This window comes from Mucispirillum schaedleri ASF457 (genome assembly GCF_000487995.2).
Taxonomy (GTDB): Bacteria; Chrysiogenota; Deferribacteres; order Deferribacterales; family Mucispirillaceae; genus Mucispirillum; species Mucispirillum schaedleri.
Window position 1 is genome coordinate 201,389 of sequence record NZ_CP097562.1, and the last position, 22,959, is coordinate 224,347.

Genomic DNA, 22,959 nt, shown 5'->3' on the forward strand with positions numbered 1-22,959 from the left:
TATATGTTAATACAATACAGTCATAAAATATAGAGGATTTTTTAATGTTAAAAGGTGGTATATATATAACAGCTGCTGTTTTTTTATTTATTGGTTTTCTCTATATGTTTGTAATAGATATTGATACTTTTGATTTTATTACTAATAATCAAATAAAAAAAGCTGAAAAAATTCATCATATTAATGATTATTTAATCACAAATGATTTTAATCTTAAAACATTTACTCATAAAATTACTTCATCATGCTTAAATGAAGATAAAGCATGTCAGGTATTAGAAATATATAAATATGTCCGTTCAAGTTTTATTATAGATAATGTAACAAATAATTTATCCATACCAAACCCTTTAAATGCATTTAGAAACAGACAGGGCACATATCTTGATATTACTCTTTTATACTCTTCATTACTTTTACACAGCGGTATTTCTACATATATAAAAAAGGACGGCAGTAAATATTACAGCTATGCATGTGGAATAAATAATTTTGATATGTATAATACAATTAAAACTGATTTACACTCTAAACCATTGGCGTATAAAGATATAATGTTAAGAAATGGTCAGGTATGGGCATTTGATTTATCAAGAGAAGCAAATGATAATTTAATTATAGATATTGAATTTTTTTCAAAATATCCAGTAGATATTGTGCTTTTTCCTAATAGACATGAAATGAATGCTCATTTAAAAGGGCAGTATGGCAGATATAATGCAGACTGTTCATTATTTAATGTTAATGAAGCGAACATAAGCTGTCATGCACCGCAAAAAACTGGTATTATAATATTTAAATCATTAAGTGATGATAATAAATTTAAAGCAGGAATATATAGGGGTGGAATATTAGCTGGTGATATAAAAAGTGAAAAAAGCAGGCAGGGCAGCAACTGTATAAAAATAGATATTAATAGTCATGGTGATTTCATATATCCCGGCATCATATATTAATCTTAAAAATAGAATATGTATAAAATTTTATTGTTCCTATATTTTTTTAGTATTATATCATAATTGTCAACTATAATATAATATTTAGTTGACAATTATAATTATATGCTGTAACTGTATTGATACTAAAATTATAGGAGAATTTTATGCAAAAAATTTTATGGGTTATAATAATAACTTTATTTTCTCAATATCCTTTATATGCTAAAGAGTTCATATTTGGTGATTTTAAAACAGATATTTTTGGAACTTTATATGTAGATGGTTTTTATACTTATTCTTCAGAAAATTTTGAACCAATGTATTCAAGCATGAAGATAGAAAATGGAAGACACTCTTTTGGCTCTTATGCTTTTGCAGGTTCATCAAAGTTTGGTATAACTCTGGCTTATAGAAATATTTCAGGAACAATAGAAGCAGGTATTTCAGATCCTGTTAGAAAATTTTATTTAAAATATAATATTGGTGGAAGTGCAAATCATTATCTTTTAGCAGGAAAAGATAATAATATAGCATATTACAATTTTGGTCAAATGTCTAATGATAATCAGGCATTAATTGATTATGGAACAGTATCTAATATGAGAAGACTGCAAATTCGTTATGGAATAAATGGTTTTGAAATCGCAGTAATATTTCCATATATAGGATTTGGTGCTAGTAATGATATGGCATATAAAGGTTATTATATTAATGATAATATAGAAAATACATTTATAAAACATTCTGACTATATGTTTAAATATATTCCTAGGCTAGAGTTTGCTTATACTGTTATAAAGAATAATTTTAATATTAAATTTTTTGGTTCTTATGGTATTTATATGTATGAAAATACTGTGCTGACAGATGAAATGGATAAATTTAACAGCACAGCACATGTATTTAATGCAGGTTTTGGCGGTCAGGCAGATTTTGGCAATAATTTTATTAACTATACATTTTATATAGGACAGAATATGTATTTGAATGATTCTAATGGAGTATGTTTTGGTAACAATTCTTTTTTAAATCCTGTATTTTTGAAGAAAAACGATAGTAATTTATATAATATAGATATAAAAAACATATTAAATACTGGTGTTGCTTTTGGATATGGTTATAAAGCTTTTAATGGTAAAATGGTTATTCAAACAGGTGCAGGATACAGTTTAAATATTGCAAACCATTATAAAAATTCAAATAGAAATTTAGGTGCATTTTTCAATACAAGATATTATATAAATGACTATTTTTCACTTATACCAGAGCTTGCTCTTCTTTATAATATTAGTGGAGCAGAAGAAAAATTTAATAATGGATTTTCAATAACAGCAGGAATAATGGCAGTCCTTTCTTTTTAATACATTTACAGCTGTTTTTTTAAAAAAATATTAATATTAAATTGACAAATATGTAAAAATTATGTATTTATATTTTTTAGTGTGAGAAAATCATACTTAGTTTAGGATATAGGAGGATTACATGAAAAAATTATTACTCTCATGTGTGATTGCACTTTTAGCAGTGCCTGCATTTGCAGTAGAGTTTACTTCTGGTGATTTTAAAGCAAACATCTATGGTAATATTTATGCAGATGGTTTTTATACTTATTCTTCAGATAAGGCTGAACCACTTTTTTCATCTTTATCAATGAGTAATGGTAAGCATTCTTTTGGCTCTTATGCTTTTGTTGGTTCTTCAAATTTTGGTGTAACTATGAGCTATCAAAATGTTTCTGGAACAATTGAAGCAGGTCTTGGAGACCCTGTAAGAAAATTTTATTTAAAGTATAATATTGGTGGAAGGGCAGATCACTACATATTAGCTGGTAGAGATAATAATATTGCATTTTATAATTATGGTCAAATGTCAAATGATGGTCAGTGCATGATAGACTATGGAACTCTGGCAAATAAAAGAAGACTACAGCTCCGTTATGGTATCAGTGGATTTGAAATGGCAATCATTATACCACAAATAGGTTTTGGTTCAGGTGACGATAAAGCATATACTGACAGTTTTGGTTATTCATATACAGATAATAATGGAAATAATGTTGATGATACTATTAAATCTTCAGATTATATGTTTAACTATCTTCCTAGATTAGAGCTTGCATACACTATAACTCAAGATACTTTTAACTTTAAAGTATTTGGCTCTTATGGTGCTTATATGTATTACAATAACAGTGCATCAGCAAATATTGATTCATTCAACAAGACAGCTCATATGTTTTATATAGGTTTTGGTGGTCAAGCAAATATAGGCAATTCATTCCTTAACTATGTAGGATATTTTGGTCAAAATATGTATTTGAATAATGCTCAAGGTGATTATCGCACAGGTTTTTCAAAATCAGCTTTAAATCCAATAAGTCTTGTATCATCTAATGGTAAATATACTATTGATATTAATGATATTTATAGTGCAGGTGGTTCATTAGGTTATGGTTATAGTGCATTAGATGGTAAACTTGTTTCTCAAATTGGTATTGGTTATAGTGCCAGCTTTGCAGACCACTATGTTAATGCTGACCAAAATATAGGTGCATTTTTAAACACTCAATATTTTGTAACAGACTGGTTTTCTATAATTCCAGAAATTGCACTTCTTTATAATATAGATGGTGCAAATGGAGAAAACCAAGGCTTTTCTATAGTAGCTGGTTTAGTTTTTGCTCTTAATTTTTAATATATATAATGATTTGTAAATAAATAAAGGGAATAGAGTAATGTAAGATTATGAGACATATGTTACAAAAATAAGTATAAAAAAATACCTCTTAGTATATAGTATAAAATTAAGCAAAAAACTAAACTAAACTAAGAGGTATCACAATGAATAAAGTGATAATAACAGAAGAAATGCGATTTCGTCAACGGTTATGTGAGTATGCATTAAAAAAAGGAGCAACGAAAGCAGCCCGCAAATATCAAGTGAACCGTATGTTTGTATACAGGCATTTAAAGAAATATGATGGAACAGTTCAGAGTTTATCTTTTAAAAGTCGTAGACCAAGAAACAGTCCAAATAAGCATAGTAAAGAAGAGCTTGATTTAATATTTAACACATATGCCGAGCATGGTTTGTATGGTAATGCGGAGGTATATGTCAGACTTCTAGAAATTGGTTATAATCGTAGTTTTGGCAGTATGTGTATGCAGATAAGGAAGAAAGGCTTAAAGTCATTAAACAAGTCAAAAAAGAGCTATACAAGATATGAACCAATAACAGGTCAGTATATAGGCGACAAGGTTCAGATAGATATAAAATATGTTCCACAGGAATGTATAATGTTTTCCAGCTATGGTAAAAAATATTATCAGATAACAGCGATAGATGAATACAGCAGAATGAGAGTATTAGAAATAGTAGAAGAAAAAAGCACATTTGAAACAGGTAAGTTTTTAGACGAACTGGAAAGTAAATTTGGCTTTCCACTAAAAACAATTCAAGTGGATAATGGCTATGAGTTTGTAAATGATAAGGAAGTTACAAACAAGAAAAGCTATTTTGAAGAGACAGCTGAAAAGAAAGGATATACTATTAAACGAATAAGACCTTATTCACCTTGGCAGAATGGAAAGGTGGAAAGAAGTCATAGAGAGGATGGAAAAATTTTATATGCAAATAATAAATTCTATTCCAAAGATGAATTAATTAAGGCTCTTAAACAGCATGAAGATAGATATAATAATACTGCTAAAACATGCTTAAATTTTAAATCTCCATATGAGATTGTTATTGAAAATAAATTATTGCTTGATTTATATTAAGTTAAGATTTATTTTTTACTAAAAGTGTAACATTTGTCCTGTTAGTTAAGAGTAAATAAATAAAGGGAATAGAGTAATCTATTCCCTTTTTTATGTTTATAGTATATATTAATATAATATAATTTTTAGTCTAAATAAAACTTTATATTTTTGTATATAATTGATAATATATAATATTTAATAATATTGATATATTTTTATTGAAATTTAATATCAATAAGTATTGACTTTTATGTAAAATTAGTATAAGGTTATATAGTGTTGTATATCACATAAATATTTATTTTAAGTTTTAGGAGGTTCAATGAAAAAAATTTTATTTTCATTAATTATGGCACTTGTTACTGTGCCAGCATTTGCCGTAGAATTTGAGAGCGGTGATTTTAAAGCCAATATATATGGTGAAATATATGGAGATGCTTTCTATACATACAGCGAAGGATATGGCGAAAGTTCAAATTCTTTTGGCTCACAAACATTTGTTGGCTCATCTCTTTTAGGTGTAGAGCTTTCATATGGCAGTGTTTCTGCAACATTTGAAGCAGGTATTGGGGATCCTGTAAGAAAATATTTTTTAACATACCGCATTGGTGGAGCAGATGACCACTATGTAGTAATTGGTAGAGATACTACTATTGCAGCATATTCTTTTGGTATGGTATCAAATGATTTTCAGGCATTAAATGATTTGGGAACATTAGCAGATAATAGAAGACTTCAGCTCCGTTATGGTATTGGCGGCTTTGAACTTGCGATTATCATTCCTACTCTTGGTGGGGGATGGAATGCTGATAATACAGATGATACTGGCTATCAATTAAGCCAGACAGATACTGATGGAAATAATATTGTTACAGCATTTAATGTATTACCAAGAGTTGAATTAGCATATACTTATTCAACTGATTATATAGAATTTAAAGTATTTGGTGCTTATGGAGCTTATTTATATTCAGATAATAATAATATTGCTAATGATAAAGTATTTCATTCTTATAATGCAGGCTTTGGTGGTCAGGCAAACTTTGGCAATTCGTTTTTACAATTTACTGGCTGGTATGGTGCGAACTTAGATTTAATGGATGCATTAGGAAATTATAAAAGCCGTGCAGTTGGTGTCAGTCCATCAAATAGTAAAAAAATCAGTATGTTTTTAGATGATGGTGTTACAAAAGCAGAAAATATTCAGTCTGCAGGTATTGCAATAGGTTTAGGTCATACATTTAATGAAAAATACACACCACAAATAGGGATAGGTTATACACTTAATTTTGGTGATGGATATGATAAAATTGATGACAGTCTTGGTGCATATTTAAACTGTTTTATTCAGATTAATGACTGGTTTGCAATTACTCCAGAGATTGCATATATTAATAAAATGCAGGATAGTGCTGGCGAAAAAGAAGGCTATGATTTTATAGCAGGAGTAATGGCTTCTGTTATATTCTAAAAAATAGTTAATAAATAATATACAGCAGTATTAAAAGAGCGGATGAAAACCTGCTCAGTAAATAAACCAATAAACTTTTTTATTTATATAATGATACAGCCTGTAATAATTATTATGAGTATAAAATTAATATTATACATTATACAAAAAATGGCAGGTTATAACACCTGCCATTAATTAAATTATATATATTTTATATTTAGCTGCATTTAGAATAGCCACATGACTGACATGTAAGGCATCCCTCTATATATTCAACAGGGGCACCACATTCAGGGCATGCACCATTTGACATAACTTTTTTACCATCTTTTTTATCAATATCTGCAAGTAGAGAATCTACAGTAATACTGTCATTTCTAACAACCTGCACATTTAATGGATTATTTATAGCTTCTTCTAAAGCTTTACCAACTGCATCAGCACATGAAAGTATTCTTTGAGAGCCAAATCCATGAGGAGTATGGCATGAAATACCTTTAAGCTGTCTAATGATAAATTCAGGTTCAACACCGCTTCTTAAATTAAGTGAGATTAATCTTCCAATAGCTTCTGCCTGACTTTGAGCACATCCACCAGCTTTACCAATGCTTGTAAATACTTCAAATACTTTACCATCTACATCCTGATTAATTGTTACATACATTTTGCCGCAGCCTGTAGTTTTTTCAATAGTTTTACCAATTAATATAGCAGGTCGTTCTTTTGGTTTAGCAGGCATAGTAACAGCAGCAGTTTCTAGTTTTTCTTCTTTAACAGAGCCAATATTTAATACCTGTCCTAAACGGCTGCCATCTCTATATATTGTAATACCTTTACAGCCTAAATCATAAGCAAGCATATATGCTTTTTCTACATCTTCAATAGTAGCAGTGTTTTGAAAGTTAACTGTTTTACTAACAGCATTATCTGTATATTTTTGGAAAGCTGCCTGCATTTTCACATGCCATACTGGTTCTATTTCATGAGAAGTAACAAATACTTTTCTAATATCTTCAGGAACTTCTGTTAAATCATGAGCATTACCAGCATCAGCTAATTTATTCATTAAGCTTTCAGAATAAAATTTACTTTCATGAGCTTTTTCTAAAAAGTATGGATTAACTTCTGGAAGTTTATTATTATCCATAACATTTCTATAATATGCAAGAGCAAAATATGGCTCAATACCGCTTGAGGCTCCAGCAATAATTGAAATAGTCCCTGTTGGTGCTATTGTAGTAATAGTTGCATTACGCATAGCTTTAAATCCAAGAGCAGGGTATATACTTTTATCAAAGCTTGGGAAGCTGCCGCGTTTTTCTGCCAGCTCTACACTCATTTTTCTTCCTTCATCTCTGATAAATTTCATTACTTCTTCAGCTAACAATGTAGCTTTATCAGAATTATAAGGAATATTTAACATAACAAGCATATCAGCCCAGCCCATTATACCAAGACCGATTTTCCTGTTTTTCTTAGTCATTTCATCTATTTGTTTAATAGGGTAGTTATTCATTTCAATAACATTATCTAAAAAGCGAACAGCTATATTGCATGTATTTCTTAAATCATCCCAGTCTATTTTTCCATTTTTTACAAACTTTACAAGGTTTATAGAGCCTAAATTGCATGATTCATAAGGCAATAATGGTTGTTCACCACAAGGGTTTGTGCTTTCCATTTCTCCTTCAGCAGGTGTTGGGTTTGTATTATTTATTCTATCTAAAAAGATAATGCCCGGGTCACCTCCTTCCCATGCAAGCCTGACCATTTCATTAAAAACTTCTTTAGCATTTTTAGAGCCAGTTTTTTTACGGTCCCTAGGAGTAAGTATATCATACTCAGTGCCGTTTTTAACGCTTTTCATAAACTCTTCTGTAATACCAACAGAAAGGTTAAAGTTAGTTAATTTTGTTTTGTCTTGTTTAGCATATATAAATTCCATAATATCTGGATGGTCTACACGAAGTATACCCATATTAGCACCACGACGCATACCGCCTTGTTTGATTGTTTCTGTAGCAGCATCAAATACTGACATAAAAGAAACAGGACCAGAAGACACACCTTTTGTTGTTTTTACAGTATCATCTTTTGGACGAAGTCTTGAAAAAGAAAATCCTGTTCCACCACCAGATTTATGAATTAAAGCAGTATGTTTTACAGCTTCAAAAATACCTTCTAATGAATCTTCTACTGGTAATACAAAACATGCAGATAATTGTTGGAGAGAATTACCAGCATTCATTAAAGTAGGAGAGTTTGGTAAAAATTTTAATGAAGCCATTTGATTATAGAAAATATCAGCAACAGAATCAACATCAGCATTAGAATCAAATTTTAATTCTGCCTCTGCAATATTTTTTGCTACTCTGATAAACAAATCTTTTGGGCTTTCTATTTGCCCTGATTCCTTTTTGCGAAGATAACGCTTTTTTAATACAGTAACAGAGTTTGCAAGCAATTCTGGCTCTGCTTGAAAAAGTTGCTTATTACTATTTGATGCCATATTTACTCCTAGAATTTATAAATTAGAGTGTTATATTATCAGAGATTTAAAACTAATCAAGAGAAAATATTTTAAAAATTTATAAGTGCTTGTATTCTTTAATAAAAAAAATTACAAGCACTTATTTTATAAACTTTTTGAATTAAAATGGTAAGATTATTCCTAAATTTTCAGCAACTGCTTTTCTATATATATATTCAGCACACATAATATCCTGCAGTCCCATACCTTGAGATTGAAATACAGTTATGCCGTTTTCAGAAAGTCTGCCTTTACGGTATCCACATGTTATTTCTCCAAGTTCTAATATAGAATTCCAGTGCAGTCTTCCTTTTTCAAGAGATGGCAGAATATCACCACATTCAATTTCTGCAACATCTTTATTATCTACTGCTAAAACTTCTGCTGCTTCTAATGTTTTTTCAGGCACTTCTGTTCTTATTAAGGCATTTGAGCCTGCAGCATTAATATGAACACCATCAGGGTTAATCATTGTATGTTCAAATAATGGTTTAACAGATGTTGTTATAGTAATAATTGTATCTGCCTTAGGTAAATCTTCTGCAATATTTAGTGTTGGTATAATCTCAATATTTAATAATTTACTCATTTTTTCAGCAAAAGCTGCTGCATTTTCTATTTTTCTTGTTGCAGCATAAACTTTTTTCAGTGGTGTAGTTTTATGGACAGCTTCAAGCTGTGCTTCTGCTTGAAATCCACCACCAAAAATAAATGCAATATTTGTATCTTTTTTAGACATATATTTTGATGCTATACCGCTTGCAGCACCAGTTCTAAGTCTTCCTATTTCATTAGCATCAATAATTGCAAGAGGGCTGCCAGTTTCTGCATCATATAAATGAACTTTAAAAATAAGACCTGCACGGAAAGATGTATATGCTTTAAACCCTATAACACCTTTATATGGAACAGCACCGGGAAGCATGTGTAATGCACCTTTACGAATTCTCATTCTCTGGCGTGTCATATTAAATGCTTCACCTTTTGAGAAACTTGAAAATGACTCTTCTACTAATTTTAAAGCATCATCCATATTAATAAGTGATGCAGCTGTCCGTTCGTCTATATATAAAGCACTCATATTAACACTCCTTATTTATATAATTATTACTGACATCCTTCAGAAATATCTGCTAATGAATATTTTTTCAGTTTTTCTATTAAATCAGCCTGCACATCTTTCCACATTTTATGGGCACAGCATGACTGGTCATAACAGCAGTCAACCTGCTCGTCAAGGCAGTTATTAATGTTTAATGGTCCATCTACTGCAACAATTACATCATACATACATATTTTATTAGGTTCTTTGCCAAGTCTAAAACCACCTTTTTTTCCTCTTTCACTAACTAAAATATCTGATTTTGCAAGATTTTGTAATATTTTACCTAAAAAACTGTCAGGCACATTACATTCTTTTGCTATGTCAGAACGCATAAATGCTGTTCCCATAGGATGTTGAGCCATATAAACCAATGCTCTAATAGTATAATCACAGGCACGCGTTATTTTCATATAAAACCTTTCTATATAATTTTTGTAATCACTAATATAATATAATTTCATTTTAATATCAATAGATTTATTTTGTTTATTATTTCAAAAGTTAAATATATGTTTAGAATTTTATATTTTTCCTGATTTTTTTATATTATATATTAGAAATAAGATATATTTTTATATTATATATAATACTGAGTAGAAAACTCATATTATGATTATTTTAGAAAAACTTAGAGTTAAAATAGGTCATAAGTAATTAATCAATAAGAATTTTTAAACATTTTTTAAAAAATATAAAAAAAGTTCTTGACGAATTAAAAAAAATATATTATTTATTCCTACACACAATGCTGGGGCATCGCCAAGTGGTAAGGCAGCGGGTTTTGGTCCCGCCATTCGGAGGTTCGAATCCTTCTGCCCCAGCCATTTTTTTATCTATTTTTCATATATACAGGGTCTAAAAATATGCATTCTAAAACAGATGTAAAAACATTAATCATTAAAATAGGCAGCTCTATTTTATCAGGTAATGATCTTGGTCTTAACAGTGCTAGAATTGCATCATTAGTTTATCATATTGCAAAATTAAAACAGACTATTCCAAACATTGTAATAGTATCTTCTGGAGCAGTAGCATCAGGATTTAAGCTGCTTGGGTTTCCATCTCGTCCAAAAGATATTGTTGATAAACAAGCTTCAGCTGCTGTTGGGCAGGCAAGGTTAATATGGACTTATGAACAGGCTTTTGCTCAGTATAATATTAATGTAGCACAAGTTCTGCTTACAAAAGATGATTTATCAAACAGAAAACGGTATCTTCATGCACGCTCTGCACTAAAAAGACTTTTAGAGCTTGGAGTTATCCCTATAATTAACGAAAATGATACAATTATAGTTGATGAATTAAAATATATAGAGTCATTTGGCGATAATGATAATCTTGGTGCTCTTGTTGCAGGTATTGTTGATGGAGATTTACTGCTTATTTTATCAGATGTAGATGGTCTTTATACAGCAGACCCTTCAAAAGATAAAAATGCAGAAATAATACATAAAGTTGAGTATATAAATGATGATATTATGGATAGTGCAGGAGGCAGCATATCTTCTGTTGGCACAGGAGGTATGAAGTCAAAAATACAGGCTGCTAAAAAGGCACTTGAAGCAGGGTGTGAAGTAGCTATTATAAGGGGAATGGAGCCTGAAAATATAGAGAAATTCTTTAAGGAAGATAATATAGGCACATATTTTTATCAAAGTGTTTCTTCTATTAAAAAACGAAAATTCTGGATAGGTTATGCAGCTATTCCAAAAGGTGCTGTTATAATAGATAATGGTGCAGATAATGCACTTTTAAATAATAAATCACTGCTTGCAAAAGGTATAATTAATATTAATGGTAAATTTCAGGCAGGAGCTGTTGTTTCTATTATAAACAATAATAGAGAAATAGCACGAGGAAAAATAAGATATTCTTCTGCTGATTTATTAAAAATTATGGGGAAAGCATCATCAGAAATATATGATATTTTAGGTTATAAAATATCAGATGAAGTTATACATAAAGATGATTTGCTTTTAATTTAAATAAGGATAAAGAATATGGATTTAATGGCTCAGCTTGCAAAAACAAAAAAAGATGCTCATATATTTGCTGTATCACCAGCACCAAAAAGACATGCAGTATTATCAAATATTGCTTTGCTGCTTAATGAAAGAAGAGAAGAAATAAAAAAAATCAATAAGATAGATATTATTAATGCAGAAAATATGGACTTAAGCTCTGCAATGATAGACAGGCTTAGATTAACAGATAAAGAAATAGATAGTATGATAAAAGCTGTTAATGAAATATCTATGCAGAAAGAAGTAATAGGGGAAGTAATATCTGGATATACCCGTCCTAATGGTTTAAAAATAAGAAAAGTCAGAGTTCCACTTGGTGTTGCAGGTATTATTTATGAATCACGACCTAATGTAACTATTGATAGTGCTGCTTTATGTATAAAATCAGGTAATGGTGCAGTATTAAGAGGCGGAAAAGAAGCAATAAACTCTAATAAAATACTTGCTGAAATTATTACTGATTCACTTGAAAAGGCAGGGTTTTCTAAAGATATTATTTATTTTATTCAAGATACTGATAGAAATATTATAAAATATATGGCTCAAGCTAAAGGGTTAATTGATGTAATTATTCCACGAGGAGGAGAAGGGCTTATTAACTTTGTTGTAGATAATGCCTGTATTCCTGTTATAATGCATGATAAAGGGGTATGCCATGTATTTATTGATGAAAGTGCAGAATATCAGCAGGCTTTATCTATTGCTTTTAATGCAAAAGTGCAGCGTCCTAGTGCATGTAACTCTATGGAAACACTGCTTATTCATAAAAATATTTCAGACAAAATGCTGCCTGAAATAGCAGAAATATTTCAAGATGTAGATGTGGATTTAAGAGGCTGTCCTGAAACATTAAAATATGTAGACTGCAGACCTGCTATTGAAGAAGATTATTATACTGAATATCATGATATGATACTTTCTATAAAGGTAGTTGAAAATATTCAGGAAGCTGTTGCACATATTAATAAATATGGTTCAGGTCACAGCGACGCAATAGTTACTACTGATTATAATAATGCAGAAAAATTTTTAAATGAAGTAGATTCTGCTGCTGTATATGTTAATGCGTCTACAAGGTTTACTGATGGCGGTGAATTTGGTCTAGGTGCAGAAATAGGTATCAGCACACAAAAACTTCATGTAAGAGGTCCTATGGGTGCAGAAGATTTAACTACTACCAAATATTTAATATATGGAAGCGGACAGCTGCGTGGATAATGGATATTTGTATTTTTGGAGGAGCTTTTGACCCTATACATAAAGGACATATTGCAATAGCTATGTCAGCTGTTAAAAAGTTTCATTTTGATAAGCTGCTTTTTATGGTATCAAACGAGCCACCCCATAAGTCAAGCCATACTGCACCTTTTATGCACAGGCTGAATATGGTTAATCTTGCATTAAGTGAACTTGGTGATAAGTTTGGTGTTACAGATATAGAAGCAAAACTAAATGATTTATCATATACTTATAATTCATTATATGCTTTAAAAAAAATATATACTGATGATAATATATTTTTTTTAGTAGGAAGTGATATATTTGCAAGCATTAAACAATGGTATAATTATAAAAAATTATTTGATTTAGCACATTTTATTATAGGATGCCGACCGGGTATTTCTTTTTCAGATATGATAGAAAGTGTCCCAGATGATATTAAGAAAAAAATTGAAGATAAAGATAAAATTGAGCTTTTTGAAATAGATTCATTTAATATTTCAAGCAGTGAAATTAGAAAATGTATAAAAAAATATCTTGAATATTTGCCTTCAAATGTTGCAAAATATATTATTAATAATAATTTATATAATAAAGAGGTATAATGGGAACAAAAGAATTAGCAATAAAAATTAAAAAACTGCTGGATGATAAAAAAGGTGAAGATATAGTATGTTTTTTTATTGGAGAAAAATCTACTGTTGCAGATTATATGATAATTGCAACAGGTAATGTTGATACTCATGTTAAAGCATTAGCAGAATATGTAAGTGTTGAACTTAAAAAAGAAAATATTAATCCAATATATCATGAAGGAACAGCACATGGTGTATGGGTTTGTATTGATTATGGCGATATTATAGTGCATGTAATGCGTAAAAATGAAAGAGTATTTTATAATCTTGAATCTATTTGGGGCGGCTTCCCTAAAATATAAATAAAATATATTAAAAAGAGGTGTTTATATGTTTAGAATAATTTTATTAGAGCCTGAAATACCTCAAAATACAGGTAATATTGCACGGCTTTGTGCATCAACTGGTATAGAGCTTGTATTAGTTGGCAGGCTTGGGTTTTCAATTGATGATAAACATTTGAAAAGAGCTGCCATGGATTACTGGGAATATGTAAATGTTAAACATATTAAAACTTTAGATGAATATTTTGAAGAAAATAATAATTTTTATGCAATAAGCACAAAAGGACATAAAAACTATACAGAAATTACAATAAATATTAATAGTAAGATAGATATACTTTTTGGAAGTGAAGGGGCAGGATTTCCTAACTTTGTATATGAAAAATATACAGACAGGCTTTATAGAATACCTATGAAAACAGAGTCTAGAAGTTTAAATCTGTCTTCATCTGCTGCTATTGTATCATACCATTTACTGTATAAATTAAATTTTCCAAATTTATTTTAGTTTTATTTTTGTAATGGGTATAGAAAAATAAAAAGATTATTATAAGGGTATGAGATAAAAATAGTGGAATAGTGAGATAAGTATGTTGCAGGACAATACAACTACTATACAATGACTATGCAGTTTTTAAAACTTAAAACGATTTTAACTTTTTTGGCGGGTATTTTTTAGCATTTATTATGCACTTATTATACACTAACTATACAAAAATTTTAAAAGGTGAACTTTTCATCACACCCACCATCATTTAATCTTTATCTTAATAATCTTTCACAATAGTTTACTTGATATTAATACGAGATTGTGAGCAAATAACTATTATATGGTTTGAACTTATATTATATTTTTTTGCTAAATCTATAAAAAATAACCCGTTTTTATAATCATCTTGAATATTTTTATGACGAATCCTTGTTGTTAAGCTGTCTGTTTTTGGGATATATATGGAGAGACCACCATAAAACTCACATAATTTATATTCCGCTTCAATTACTATTATTTCAGCAATATCTTTAAACTTTTCCGTAAAATCATCATTGGTAAGCAGGGATAAATTATACTTATTTTTTTGTCATTCATACAACTTCCTCCCAATAAATATTTAATTTTATACTTATCCGCTGGATTTATAATCATAATACTAATAAATTTTATATAATATCTTTACTTTTAATAAAAGAAAACAGTGGAAAAGTTATTTTATTTATACTATAGAAATAATAAAAATATTACTGATGTTAAATAACATAAACACAGCAGCTTTATTTGTTATAACTATCATAAAATTTGAAATTTATTATTTATCTTTAAATATAATAGTTCTTGAAATTATAAAAGTAATAAAGAATGTGATTAATTCTGTAATAAGTTTAGTAATTTCTAAAAATATTGTTCCTAACCCTGTTATATCCTGCAAGGCATCATTATTTAAAAGAAAATAAAATACTGAATTATTAATAATAAGCACATATATAACTAAAACAAAATATTTTTTATATTCATCAAAAATATTGGCATTTGATTTAAATACAAATCTTCTGTTTAAAATAAAATTAAAGGTAGAAGAAACAAGCCGTGCTAAAATATTAGCACTAATTACAGTAAGGCTGATTTGTGCAATTTGACTATCACTTTGTGCATCAGGCACATGAAGCATTTTCATAAATACTTCAAGCATTGTAAAATCTATAATAAAAGATAAAATTGCAACCCATAAATATCTAAAAAATACAAAATATATTCTTAATGAATCTAATACAGGATTAAAGTGAGATGATGAGTTGCCATTTTCATATACTGTTGTAATAGGTATCTCTTTAATTGCATAGTGTTTTTCTTTTGCAAAGATAAGCATATCAAGCTCAAAATCATATCCTGTTGTTTTAAGTTTTATTAAATCAGGTAAAAGAGATGCAGGTATTCCTCTAAGCCCAGTTTGAGTATCATTAATTTTAACACCAGAAAACAGTCTGAAAATGATTTTAGTAAATTTATTTCCAAATCTGCTTCTAAGTGGTATATTTTTATTATCAAAAACTCTGCCGCCAGTAATTAAAACATTATTAATATTTAACAAATTCTCTGCAATATTGATTACATCTTTACTTAGATGCTGTCCATCAGCATCTAAAGTAACAACACCACAGCTTTCTGGAAAATAATGTAGTGCAGCATTAAAGCCAGTTTTTAAAGCTGTCCCTTTTCCTAAGTTTACAGCATGGGTTTCTACTACTACCCCTAATGTTTTAAGCTCTGAAAATATATAATCAAATTCTTTACCGCTGCCATCATTTACACATACAATACCCTGAAATGCATTAGAATTCATTAATTCTTTTGCAATATTAATAACTATAGGAAGTGGTTTATATGCTGGTATAACAGCTACTGGAAGTTTATTCAAAATATCCTCAATGTATATTATAATTTATCTGCTGAAGTAATTGCTGATAAAACTGCATTATCTATACTTTTTAAACCAATTTTTATATCTTTGTCAAGTTCTGAAATAATATCAATAGCTTTTACTATTTCTTTTATTTTCCATTTTTTTTGTTGTTCTTTTATTTTTGAAAGTTGAAAAGGGTGAACTTGTTTTAAATAATCTTCATCAATATTTAATAAATAAAGCTGCATTATTCGTTTTGAAAGAGCAAAAAATATTTTAAAATTGCTATCATAACTATTATCCATAGTGCTGTATACTTTAAGAGCAGTTTTTATATCACGCATACCAAAAGCATCTGTCAGGGCAAAAATAGTTTCTTCTTTTTCACCAGAAAGCTGGTCTAAAAGGGTAGAAACAGATATTTTTTCTTTTTTACCCAGTATATATGTTTCAAGTTTTTCTGATTCATGTAATACCATACTTAAATTATTTAAACATTTGCTTAGCATAATTTCTGCCTGTTCTTGACTTAACTTTATATTTTTTTCTTTAAAAATATCTATTACATCATATATGGTTGCTTTTGCTTTTTTCTGCTCTTCAACAAATACTTTAAAATTTTTATTTTTAAATATTTTTACTAATGACTGGTCAATTTTGTCCTTAACAGGTGCAGTTATTATTAATGTTGTTTCAGAACATTTAGACATTATCTCTGCAAGATGCTCAATATCTTTTATTCTGCCTGCATTTCTAATAATCGCAGCTTTTGGGCTTCCAAATAAATCTACAGAATTTATATAGCTTAAAAAATCTTCTTTATTAAGCTCATCTCCAAAAAAAATTTCTAAATCTAAATTATCATCTTTTGGAGTAAATAACTTAATATTTTTATCAATAAAATAACTAGAACCAGTTATAAAGTATTTTTCCATATACACCAGCTATTTATAAACCTTACGGCTTATATTTAATCTAAAAGTTGTTAAATCATCTTCTATATTACTTTTTAGCTTACCATCTCTTGTTTGTAGTGTGATACCTGCATCTGAAGTAATAGAAAAGTTTGTTGATGTTTTAGTATTCCATGTATATATTTCTTTTCCGTCAATATCTGTTACTATAATAGTTAAATTATATGCAATATATGTAGAAGTTGCCTGGTCTGTGGCTGTTAAAACAGGATTAATATATTCTAAATTAGAAATTATTATATCCATAAAATATGTAGCCTGTTTATAAGAAGCAAGCTCATTATATTTTAAAAAAAAACGTTCTGCTTCTAACTGCATTATATCACCAATAGTGGAATCAATAGTGTCATTATGGACAGTATTAATATAATACTTAACAGGTATTTCATTGTTTAATCCAGCCATAGTATATCCGCAGGAAGATAATATTAGTAATAATAATGCAGCAAGCAGAAATCGTTTCATTATTTTACCACAAGGCTTACAAGTTTGTTTTTAATAAATATTTTTTTAACAAGTTCTTTTTCTTCAAGATAAGATAATACTTTACTGTCTTTTAAAACAGTATCAAGAACAGTATTTTCTTCTGCATCTCTAGGGAAAGTAAAGTTTGCTCTTACTTTGCCATTTATCTGAACAACAATAACTATTTCATCAGATATTGTATATTTTTCATCATATTCTGGCCATTTGCTTTCTGCAATAAAAGAAGTTTTGCCAGCAAGTTCATGAAGTTCTTCTGCCACATGTGGTGTAAATGGTGCTAAAATAGTGATTAATGTATTTAAGCTGAATGAAAATGCTGCTTTGTCATTATCATTTTCAAGTTTTTCTGCTGCAAGATAAAGAGTATTTACCATTTCCATAATAGCTGATACTGCAGTATTTAACTGAAATCTTGCAATATCATTTGTTACTTTTTTAATTGCCGCATGAGTTGCTCTAATAATAGTTTTTGATGTTTCACCTTCAAATTCAGGGATATTATTATAAACTTTTAATATATCTATATTAGATACAACAAGTCTAAATACACGGTTAATAAACCTGTAACATCCTTCAACACCATTTTCAGACCATTCTATTTCATTTTCTGGTGGTGCTGCAAAAACAGAGAAAAGCCTGATAGTATCTGCACCATACTGGTCATTTAATATACCAGGGTCTACTACATTTTTCTTAGATTTAGACATTTTTTCTACTCTGCCTTTTACAGCTATACTGCCGCATTTAGAACATTTACCATCTTTTACTTCATTAGGTAAAAGCCAGCCATCATTTTCACATTTCCATGTTTCTTTGCAAACCATACCTTGAGTTAAAAGATTAGTAAATGGTTCGTCAAAAGAAAGATATCCCATATCTCTTAAAACTTTTACAAAAAACCTTGCATATAAAAGGTGCATAACAGCATGTTCTATACCACCAATATACTGGTTCACAGGCATCCAGTAATCTACTTCTTTTTTATCAAACATATTTGTATCACATTTTGGAGAGCAGTAACGCAGAAAATACCATGATGATTCCATAAAAGTATCCATAGTATCTGTTTCTCTTTTTGCTTTTCCACCACATACAGGGCAGGTAGTGTTTACAAAATCTTCTACAGTATCAAGTGGGTTGCCTTGACAATTAAAATTTACATTTTTAGGAAGTGCAACTGGTAAATCTTCTTCCTTAACTGGCTGCATACCACATTTTTCACAATATACAAATGGGATAGGTGCACCCCAGTAACGCTGCCTTGAAATACCCCAGTCTCTTAATCTAAAATTAACAGATGCTTTTGCTGCATTATCTTTTGCAAGATTTTCTATTACTTTCTTTTTAGCTTCATCATAATCAAGACCATTTAATTCACATGAGTTTACAAGTTTTCCAGCTCCGGTATATGCTTCTGTCATTGTATCAGGATTTAATTCTTCACCTTCTGGCTGAATAACTATTTTAATAGGAAGGTTATATTCTTTTGCAAATTCAAAGTCTCTTGTATCATGTGCTGGAACTGCCATAACAGCACCTGTGCCATAATCCATTAATACATAGTTTGCAATGTATACTGGAAGTTTTGTATTATTAACAGGGTTAATTACATACCTGCCTGTAAAAAAGCCTTTTTTCTGTTTATTATCTGTTCTATCTGCTTTATCCTGCTTTACTATATCTGTAATAAATTTTAAGCCGTCATGTTCATATTCTGTGCCTTTAATCAAATCTTTTACCATAGGATGTTCAGGTGCTAAAAGCATAAATGTTGCACCATAAAGAGTATCTGGTCTTGTTGTAAAAACAGTAACTGTTTTATCGCTTTCTGTAAATTTAAAAATGATTTCTGCACCAATAGATTTACCTATCCAGTTTCTCTGCATAGTTAAAACTTTTTCTGGCCAGCCTTTTAATTTATATGTATATTCTAATAATTCATCTGCATATTCTGTAATTTTTAAAAACCATTGTTCCAGCTCTTTCATTTCTACAATTGAAGAGCATCGCCAGCAGTGCCCATCTTCCACTTGTTCATTTGCTAAAACTGTTTCACATTCAGGGCACCAGTTTACAAGAGATTTCTTTTTATATGCTAAACCTTTTTTCCATAATTCTATAAATATTTTCTGCTCCCATTTATAGTATTCTGGGTCACAAGTTGCTACTTCTCTTGACCAGTCATAAGAAAAACCTAGTTTTTTAAGCTGTTCTTTCATATTTGCAATATTTGAATATGTCCAGTCAGCAGGGTGTCTGTTATTTTGTTTTGCAGCATTTTCTGCAGGCAGACCAAAAGCATCCCAGCCCATAGGGTGAATAACATTTAGTCCCTGCATAAATTTAAAACGGGAAACAACATCACCAATAGAATAGTTGCGAACATGTCCCATGTGAATATTTCCTGATGGATATGGAAGCATTTCTAAACAATAATATTTTTCTTTACTATTATCTACTTCTCTTTTAAAAACATCATTTTCTTCCCAGCGTTTTTGCCATTTTGATTCAAATGCAGATGGATTATATTTCATAAATCTTTCACCATTAATAATTTTAACTTTTATGTCATATACCACAATATATATAATTTAAGCAAGTAAAATGTAATATTTTTAAGTTCAGATTATTATATATTAAGAGATTAAATTGAAAGGGTAAGTCTGTCTTTTAAAAGCAGCCTTTATATTCTCATAGAAAGGCTTATTCTGCCTCTTTCTTTATCAATATCTATAACCATAACCTGCACTTTCTGACCAACTTTTACAACTTCACTTGGATGTTTAATATAGCTTTCAGAAAGCTCAGAAATATGGACAAGACCATCATTTTTTAAACCAATATCTACAAAAGCACCAAAATCTACAATATTAGTTACTTTGCCAGATATTACCATACTTGGTTTTAAATCATCAAGGTTTACAATACTTTTCTTAAATATTACAGGGTCTATACTGTCACGCACATCTCTGTCTGGTTTTTCTAAATTTTCTATAATATCATTAAAAGTATATATTCCAAGACCTGTTTCTTCTGCAAGTTTATTTAGGTTGTTTGTTTTTGCAACTTTTCTAATTAATCCCACTTCTTTAACAGTCAAATTAAATCTATTTAATAATGTATGGACAGCATCATAAGTTTCTGGGTGAATAAACATACTGTCTAACATTTCGTCACCACCATAGATTTTTAAAAACCCTGCACACTGTTTAAAGATAGATTCTCCAATTCCTGCTATTTTTAAAAGCTGGTTTCTATTAATAAAAATGCCATTATCTTCTCTAAATTTAACTATTTTTTCAGCAATAGAGTAGTTAAGACCTGATACATACTGTAAAAGGGAAGGGCTTGCTGTATTTAAATTTACACCAACATTATTTACCACATCTTCCACAACTGTCTGTAGTGTATTTTCAAGTTTTTTCTTATTTACATCATGCTGATACATTCCAACACCAATAGAACGCGGTTCAATTTTTACAAGCTCTGCAAGCGGGTCAATAACTCTGCGGGCAATAGATATAGCCCCCCTTATGGTAACATCTAAATCTGGAAACTCTTTTGCAGCTACTTCACTTGCAGAATATACACTAGCACCTGCTTCATTTACAATGGTATATTCCACATTTAACTGGATTTCGCTTAAAACTTTTGCAACAAATTCTTCTGTTTCTCTGCTTGCTGTGCCATTGCCTATAGATATGGCATTAATATTAAATTTATTTATTATTTCAATAACTTTCTTTTTACTGCCTTCATAATCACTTTGTGGTGGAGTAGGGTATATAACTCCATAAGTTAATAACTTGCCAGTTTCATCAACTGCTGCATATTTACAGCCTGTTTTATAAGCTGGATCAAGCCCTAAAACTGACCTGCCTTTTACTGGCGGCGTCATTAAAAGGCTTTTTAAATTATCACCAAAAACATGAATAGCTCTTTCTTCAGCATTCTGTCTTAATTCACTTCTTATTTCCAGCTCAATAGAAGAAGAAAGCATTGTTTTAAATGCACGACCTGCACATTTTTCTATAATTTTATTATGCTTGTATCCTTCTTCATATATTATAGCAAGCACAGTATTTATACATGTTTCTTCATCAATATTCAGTTTAACTTTTAATACATGTTCTCTTTCGCCTCTAAAAATTGCTAAAACTCTATGTGGTGGCAGTGTTTTTATTTTTTCTTCAAATTCATAATATGCTTCATAAGGAGTTCTTTCTTGAAAATCCTCTGCTGCAGCTGATGAAATAACTGCATTTTTATTATATATTTCTCTTAATCTGTTTTTTATATTAATATTATGTCCAATATCTTCAGTAATAATATCTCTTGCCATAGAAAGAACTGTATCAATATCTGCAGCTTTTTCATTGATATAGTCTTTTGCAAAATTTTCTAATTCAGATAAGTCATTATGGGTTTTAATATATTCTGCAACAGGCTCTATACCAGCTTCTCTTGCAATATCTGCTTTTGTTTTCTTTTTGGATTTATATGGAGCATATAAGTCTTCCACTTCTGTAAGAGTAGCTGCTTTTTGTAATGCAAGTTTTAATTTATCAGTCAGCTTTCCTTTTTCATCAATATTTTTGATAACTTCTTCTTTTCTTTTATTTAAATTTTCAAGATACTCATATCTTTCAAGAATATTTCTTATTTGGATTTCATCCATTGCTCCAGTCTGCTCTTTTCTATACCTTGCAATAAATGGAACAGTGTTGCCGTCAAGATAAAGTGCTATTAAATTTTCTACATTTTTTTTTGGAAAAGTAAATTCTTTAATAAGTGAGTCTAAATCTACCATATACCATCCTTATAAACTATTTCGTTATGATATTACTGTATTTCATTATGATTATCAAGGAATATCTAATAATATTTGACATTATTTATAGATTTTATTAAAATATTCAAAAAGGATATGATTATGGTAAGTATAATATTATTTGTTACAGCATGTGTTGTGCTGGTTGCAGCTGCATTACTGCTTGCAAAAAGTCATAAAAAGGAAAGTGAAATACAGGCTCCCAAAGAGCATAAAGAACAGGCTTTTAACACAAAATATGATGAGCTTATTTATCTTTATAAAAGTGGTGCAATTAAAGAAGAAGAGTATAAAAGTCAGATGAAAAATATTATTAATTAG

Annotated in this window: 20 protein-coding genes and 1 tRNA gene; 12 read left to right on the top strand and 9 right to left on the bottom strand. The window is 29.6% G+C overall.

Annotated features, from left to right (window positions below; all coding sequences use genetic code 11):
- The first annotated feature begins 44 nt into the window (after positions 1-44).
- From N508_RS01050 to N508_RS01070, 5 genes are all read left to right on the top strand, one after another.
- On the top strand, positions 45-956 hold the full coding sequence (locus N508_RS01050; protein WP_023276230.1) for a hypothetical protein: 912 nt from the start codon (positions 45-47) through the stop codon (positions 954-956).
- A 146-nt stretch (positions 957-1,102) separates the two neighbouring features.
- Positions 1,103-2,299, top strand: coding sequence for a hypothetical protein (locus N508_RS01055; protein ID WP_023276231.1), 1,197 nt, complete (start codon positions 1,103-1,105; stop codon positions 2,297-2,299).
- Between the two features lie 121 nt (positions 2,300-2,420).
- On the top strand, positions 2,421-3,632 hold the full coding sequence (locus N508_RS01060; RefSeq protein WP_023276232.1) for a hypothetical protein: 1,212 nt from the start codon (positions 2,421-2,423) through the stop codon (positions 3,630-3,632).
- Positions 3,633-3,778: 146 nt separating this feature from the next.
- Positions 3,779-4,717: a DDE-type integrase/transposase/recombinase gene (locus N508_RS01065; protein ID WP_023274862.1), complete on the top strand. Its 939-nt coding sequence runs from the start codon at positions 3,779-3,781 to the stop codon at positions 4,715-4,717.
- A 304-nt stretch (positions 4,718-5,021) separates the two neighbouring features.
- Entirely contained in the window at positions 5,022-6,170 is a 1,149-nt protein-coding gene (locus tag N508_RS01070) for a hypothetical protein (RefSeq protein ID WP_023276233.1), read from the top strand.
- A gap of 199 nt (positions 6,171-6,369) precedes the next feature.
- Here N508_RS01070 and N508_RS01075 read toward each other — a convergent pair whose 3' ends face one another.
- The 3 genes from N508_RS01075 to N508_RS01085 all read right to left on the bottom strand — a co-directional run bounded on the left by N508_RS01075 (position 6,370) and on the right by N508_RS01085 (position 10,197).
- A complete protein-coding gene (locus N508_RS01075) occupies positions 6,370-8,661 on the bottom strand; it encodes a vitamin B12-dependent ribonucleotide reductase (RefSeq protein ID WP_023276234.1) in 2,292 nt (763 codons plus the stop codon).
- 142 nt (positions 8,662-8,803) lie between these two features.
- Entirely contained in the window at positions 8,804-9,763 is a 960-nt protein-coding gene (locus N508_RS01080) for an ornithine cyclodeaminase family protein (protein ID WP_023276235.1), read from the bottom strand.
- A 26-nt stretch (positions 9,764-9,789) separates the two neighbouring features.
- The gene (locus N508_RS01085; protein WP_023276236.1) at positions 9,790-10,197 is read right to left on the bottom strand and encodes an RrF2 family transcriptional regulator; all 408 of its coding nucleotides are present in this window, start codon (positions 10,195-10,197) and stop codon (positions 9,790-9,792) included.
- Between the two features lie 339 nt (positions 10,198-10,536).
- Between N508_RS01085 and N508_RS01090 the strand changes: the two genes are divergently transcribed.
- The 6 genes from N508_RS01090 (at position 10,537) to N508_RS01115 (ending at position 14,459) form a co-directional block, all read left to right on the top strand.
- Positions 10,537-10,611: transfer RNA gene (locus N508_RS01090), tRNA-Gln, on the top strand.
- A gap of 39 nt (positions 10,612-10,650) precedes the next feature.
- A complete protein-coding gene (gene proB / locus N508_RS01095; protein ID WP_023276237.1) occupies positions 10,651-11,772 on the top strand; it encodes a glutamate 5-kinase in 1,122 nt (373 codons plus the stop codon).
- A gap of 15 nt (positions 11,773-11,787) precedes the next feature.
- Positions 11,788-13,029 (top strand): glutamate-5-semialdehyde dehydrogenase, encoded by a 1,242-nt coding sequence (locus N508_RS01100; protein ID WP_023276238.1) that lies wholly within the window; start codon positions 11,788-11,790, stop codon positions 13,027-13,029.
- Positions 13,029-13,637, top strand: a complete 609-nt coding sequence (nadD, locus tag N508_RS01105) for a nicotinate-nucleotide adenylyltransferase (RefSeq protein WP_023276239.1) — start codon at positions 13,029-13,031, stop codon at positions 13,635-13,637. The genes N508_RS01100 and nadD overlap by 1 nt, the downstream gene beginning before the upstream one ends.
- On the top strand, positions 13,637-13,969 hold the full coding sequence (rsfS, locus tag N508_RS01110; protein ID WP_023276240.1) for a ribosome silencing factor: 333 nt from the start codon (positions 13,637-13,639) through the stop codon (positions 13,967-13,969). The genes nadD and rsfS overlap by 1 nt, the downstream gene beginning before the upstream one ends.
- A 28-nt stretch (positions 13,970-13,997) precedes the next feature.
- On the top strand, positions 13,998-14,459 hold the full coding sequence (locus tag N508_RS01115) for a tRNA (cytidine(34)-2'-O)-methyltransferase (RefSeq protein WP_023276241.1): 462 nt from the start codon (positions 13,998-14,000) through the stop codon (positions 14,457-14,459).
- Between the two features lie 280 nt (positions 14,460-14,739).
- Here the strand turns inward: N508_RS01115 and N508_RS10945 are convergent, their stop codons facing one another.
- The 6 genes from N508_RS10945 to N508_RS01140 form a co-directional block, all read right to left on the bottom strand.
- Entirely contained in the window at positions 14,740-15,006 is a 267-nt protein-coding gene (locus N508_RS10945) for a Mor transcription activator family protein (RefSeq protein WP_081700841.1), read from the bottom strand.
- Positions 15,007-15,255: 249 nt separating this feature from the next.
- Positions 15,256-16,362 carry a bifunctional glycosyltransferase family 2/GtrA family protein gene (locus tag N508_RS01120; RefSeq protein ID WP_023276242.1) on the bottom strand — a complete coding sequence of 369 codons (1,107 nt, stop codon included), beginning with the start codon at positions 16,360-16,362 and terminating at the stop codon, positions 15,256-15,258.
- A gap of 17 nt (positions 16,363-16,379) precedes the next feature.
- The gene (holA, locus tag N508_RS01125; protein ID WP_023276243.1) at positions 16,380-17,282 is read right to left on the bottom strand and encodes a DNA polymerase III subunit delta; all 903 of its coding nucleotides are present in this window, start codon (positions 17,280-17,282) and stop codon (positions 16,380-16,382) included.
- A gap of 9 nt (positions 17,283-17,291) precedes the next feature.
- Entirely contained in the window at positions 17,292-17,786 is a 495-nt protein-coding gene (locus N508_RS01130) for a hypothetical protein (RefSeq protein WP_023276244.1), read from the bottom strand.
- Complete coding sequence (gene leuS / locus N508_RS01135) at positions 17,786-20,341, bottom strand: leucine--tRNA ligase (protein WP_040637070.1); 2,556 nt, start codon at positions 20,339-20,341, stop codon at positions 17,786-17,788. Before leuS ends, N508_RS01130 begins: the two co-directional genes overlap by 1 nt.
- Before the next feature lie 149 nt (positions 20,342-20,490).
- Positions 20,491-22,617: a Tex-like N-terminal domain-containing protein gene (locus N508_RS01140; RefSeq protein WP_023276246.1), complete on the bottom strand. Its 2,127-nt coding sequence runs from the start codon at positions 22,615-22,617 to the stop codon at positions 20,491-20,493.
- Between the two features lie 123 nt (positions 22,618-22,740).
- Here N508_RS01140 and N508_RS01145 point away from each other — a divergent pair, with 123 nt between their 5' ends.
- Positions 22,741-22,959 carry a hypothetical protein gene (locus N508_RS01145; RefSeq protein ID WP_023276247.1) on the top strand — a complete coding sequence of 73 codons (219 nt, stop codon included), beginning with the start codon at positions 22,741-22,743 and terminating at the stop codon, positions 22,957-22,959.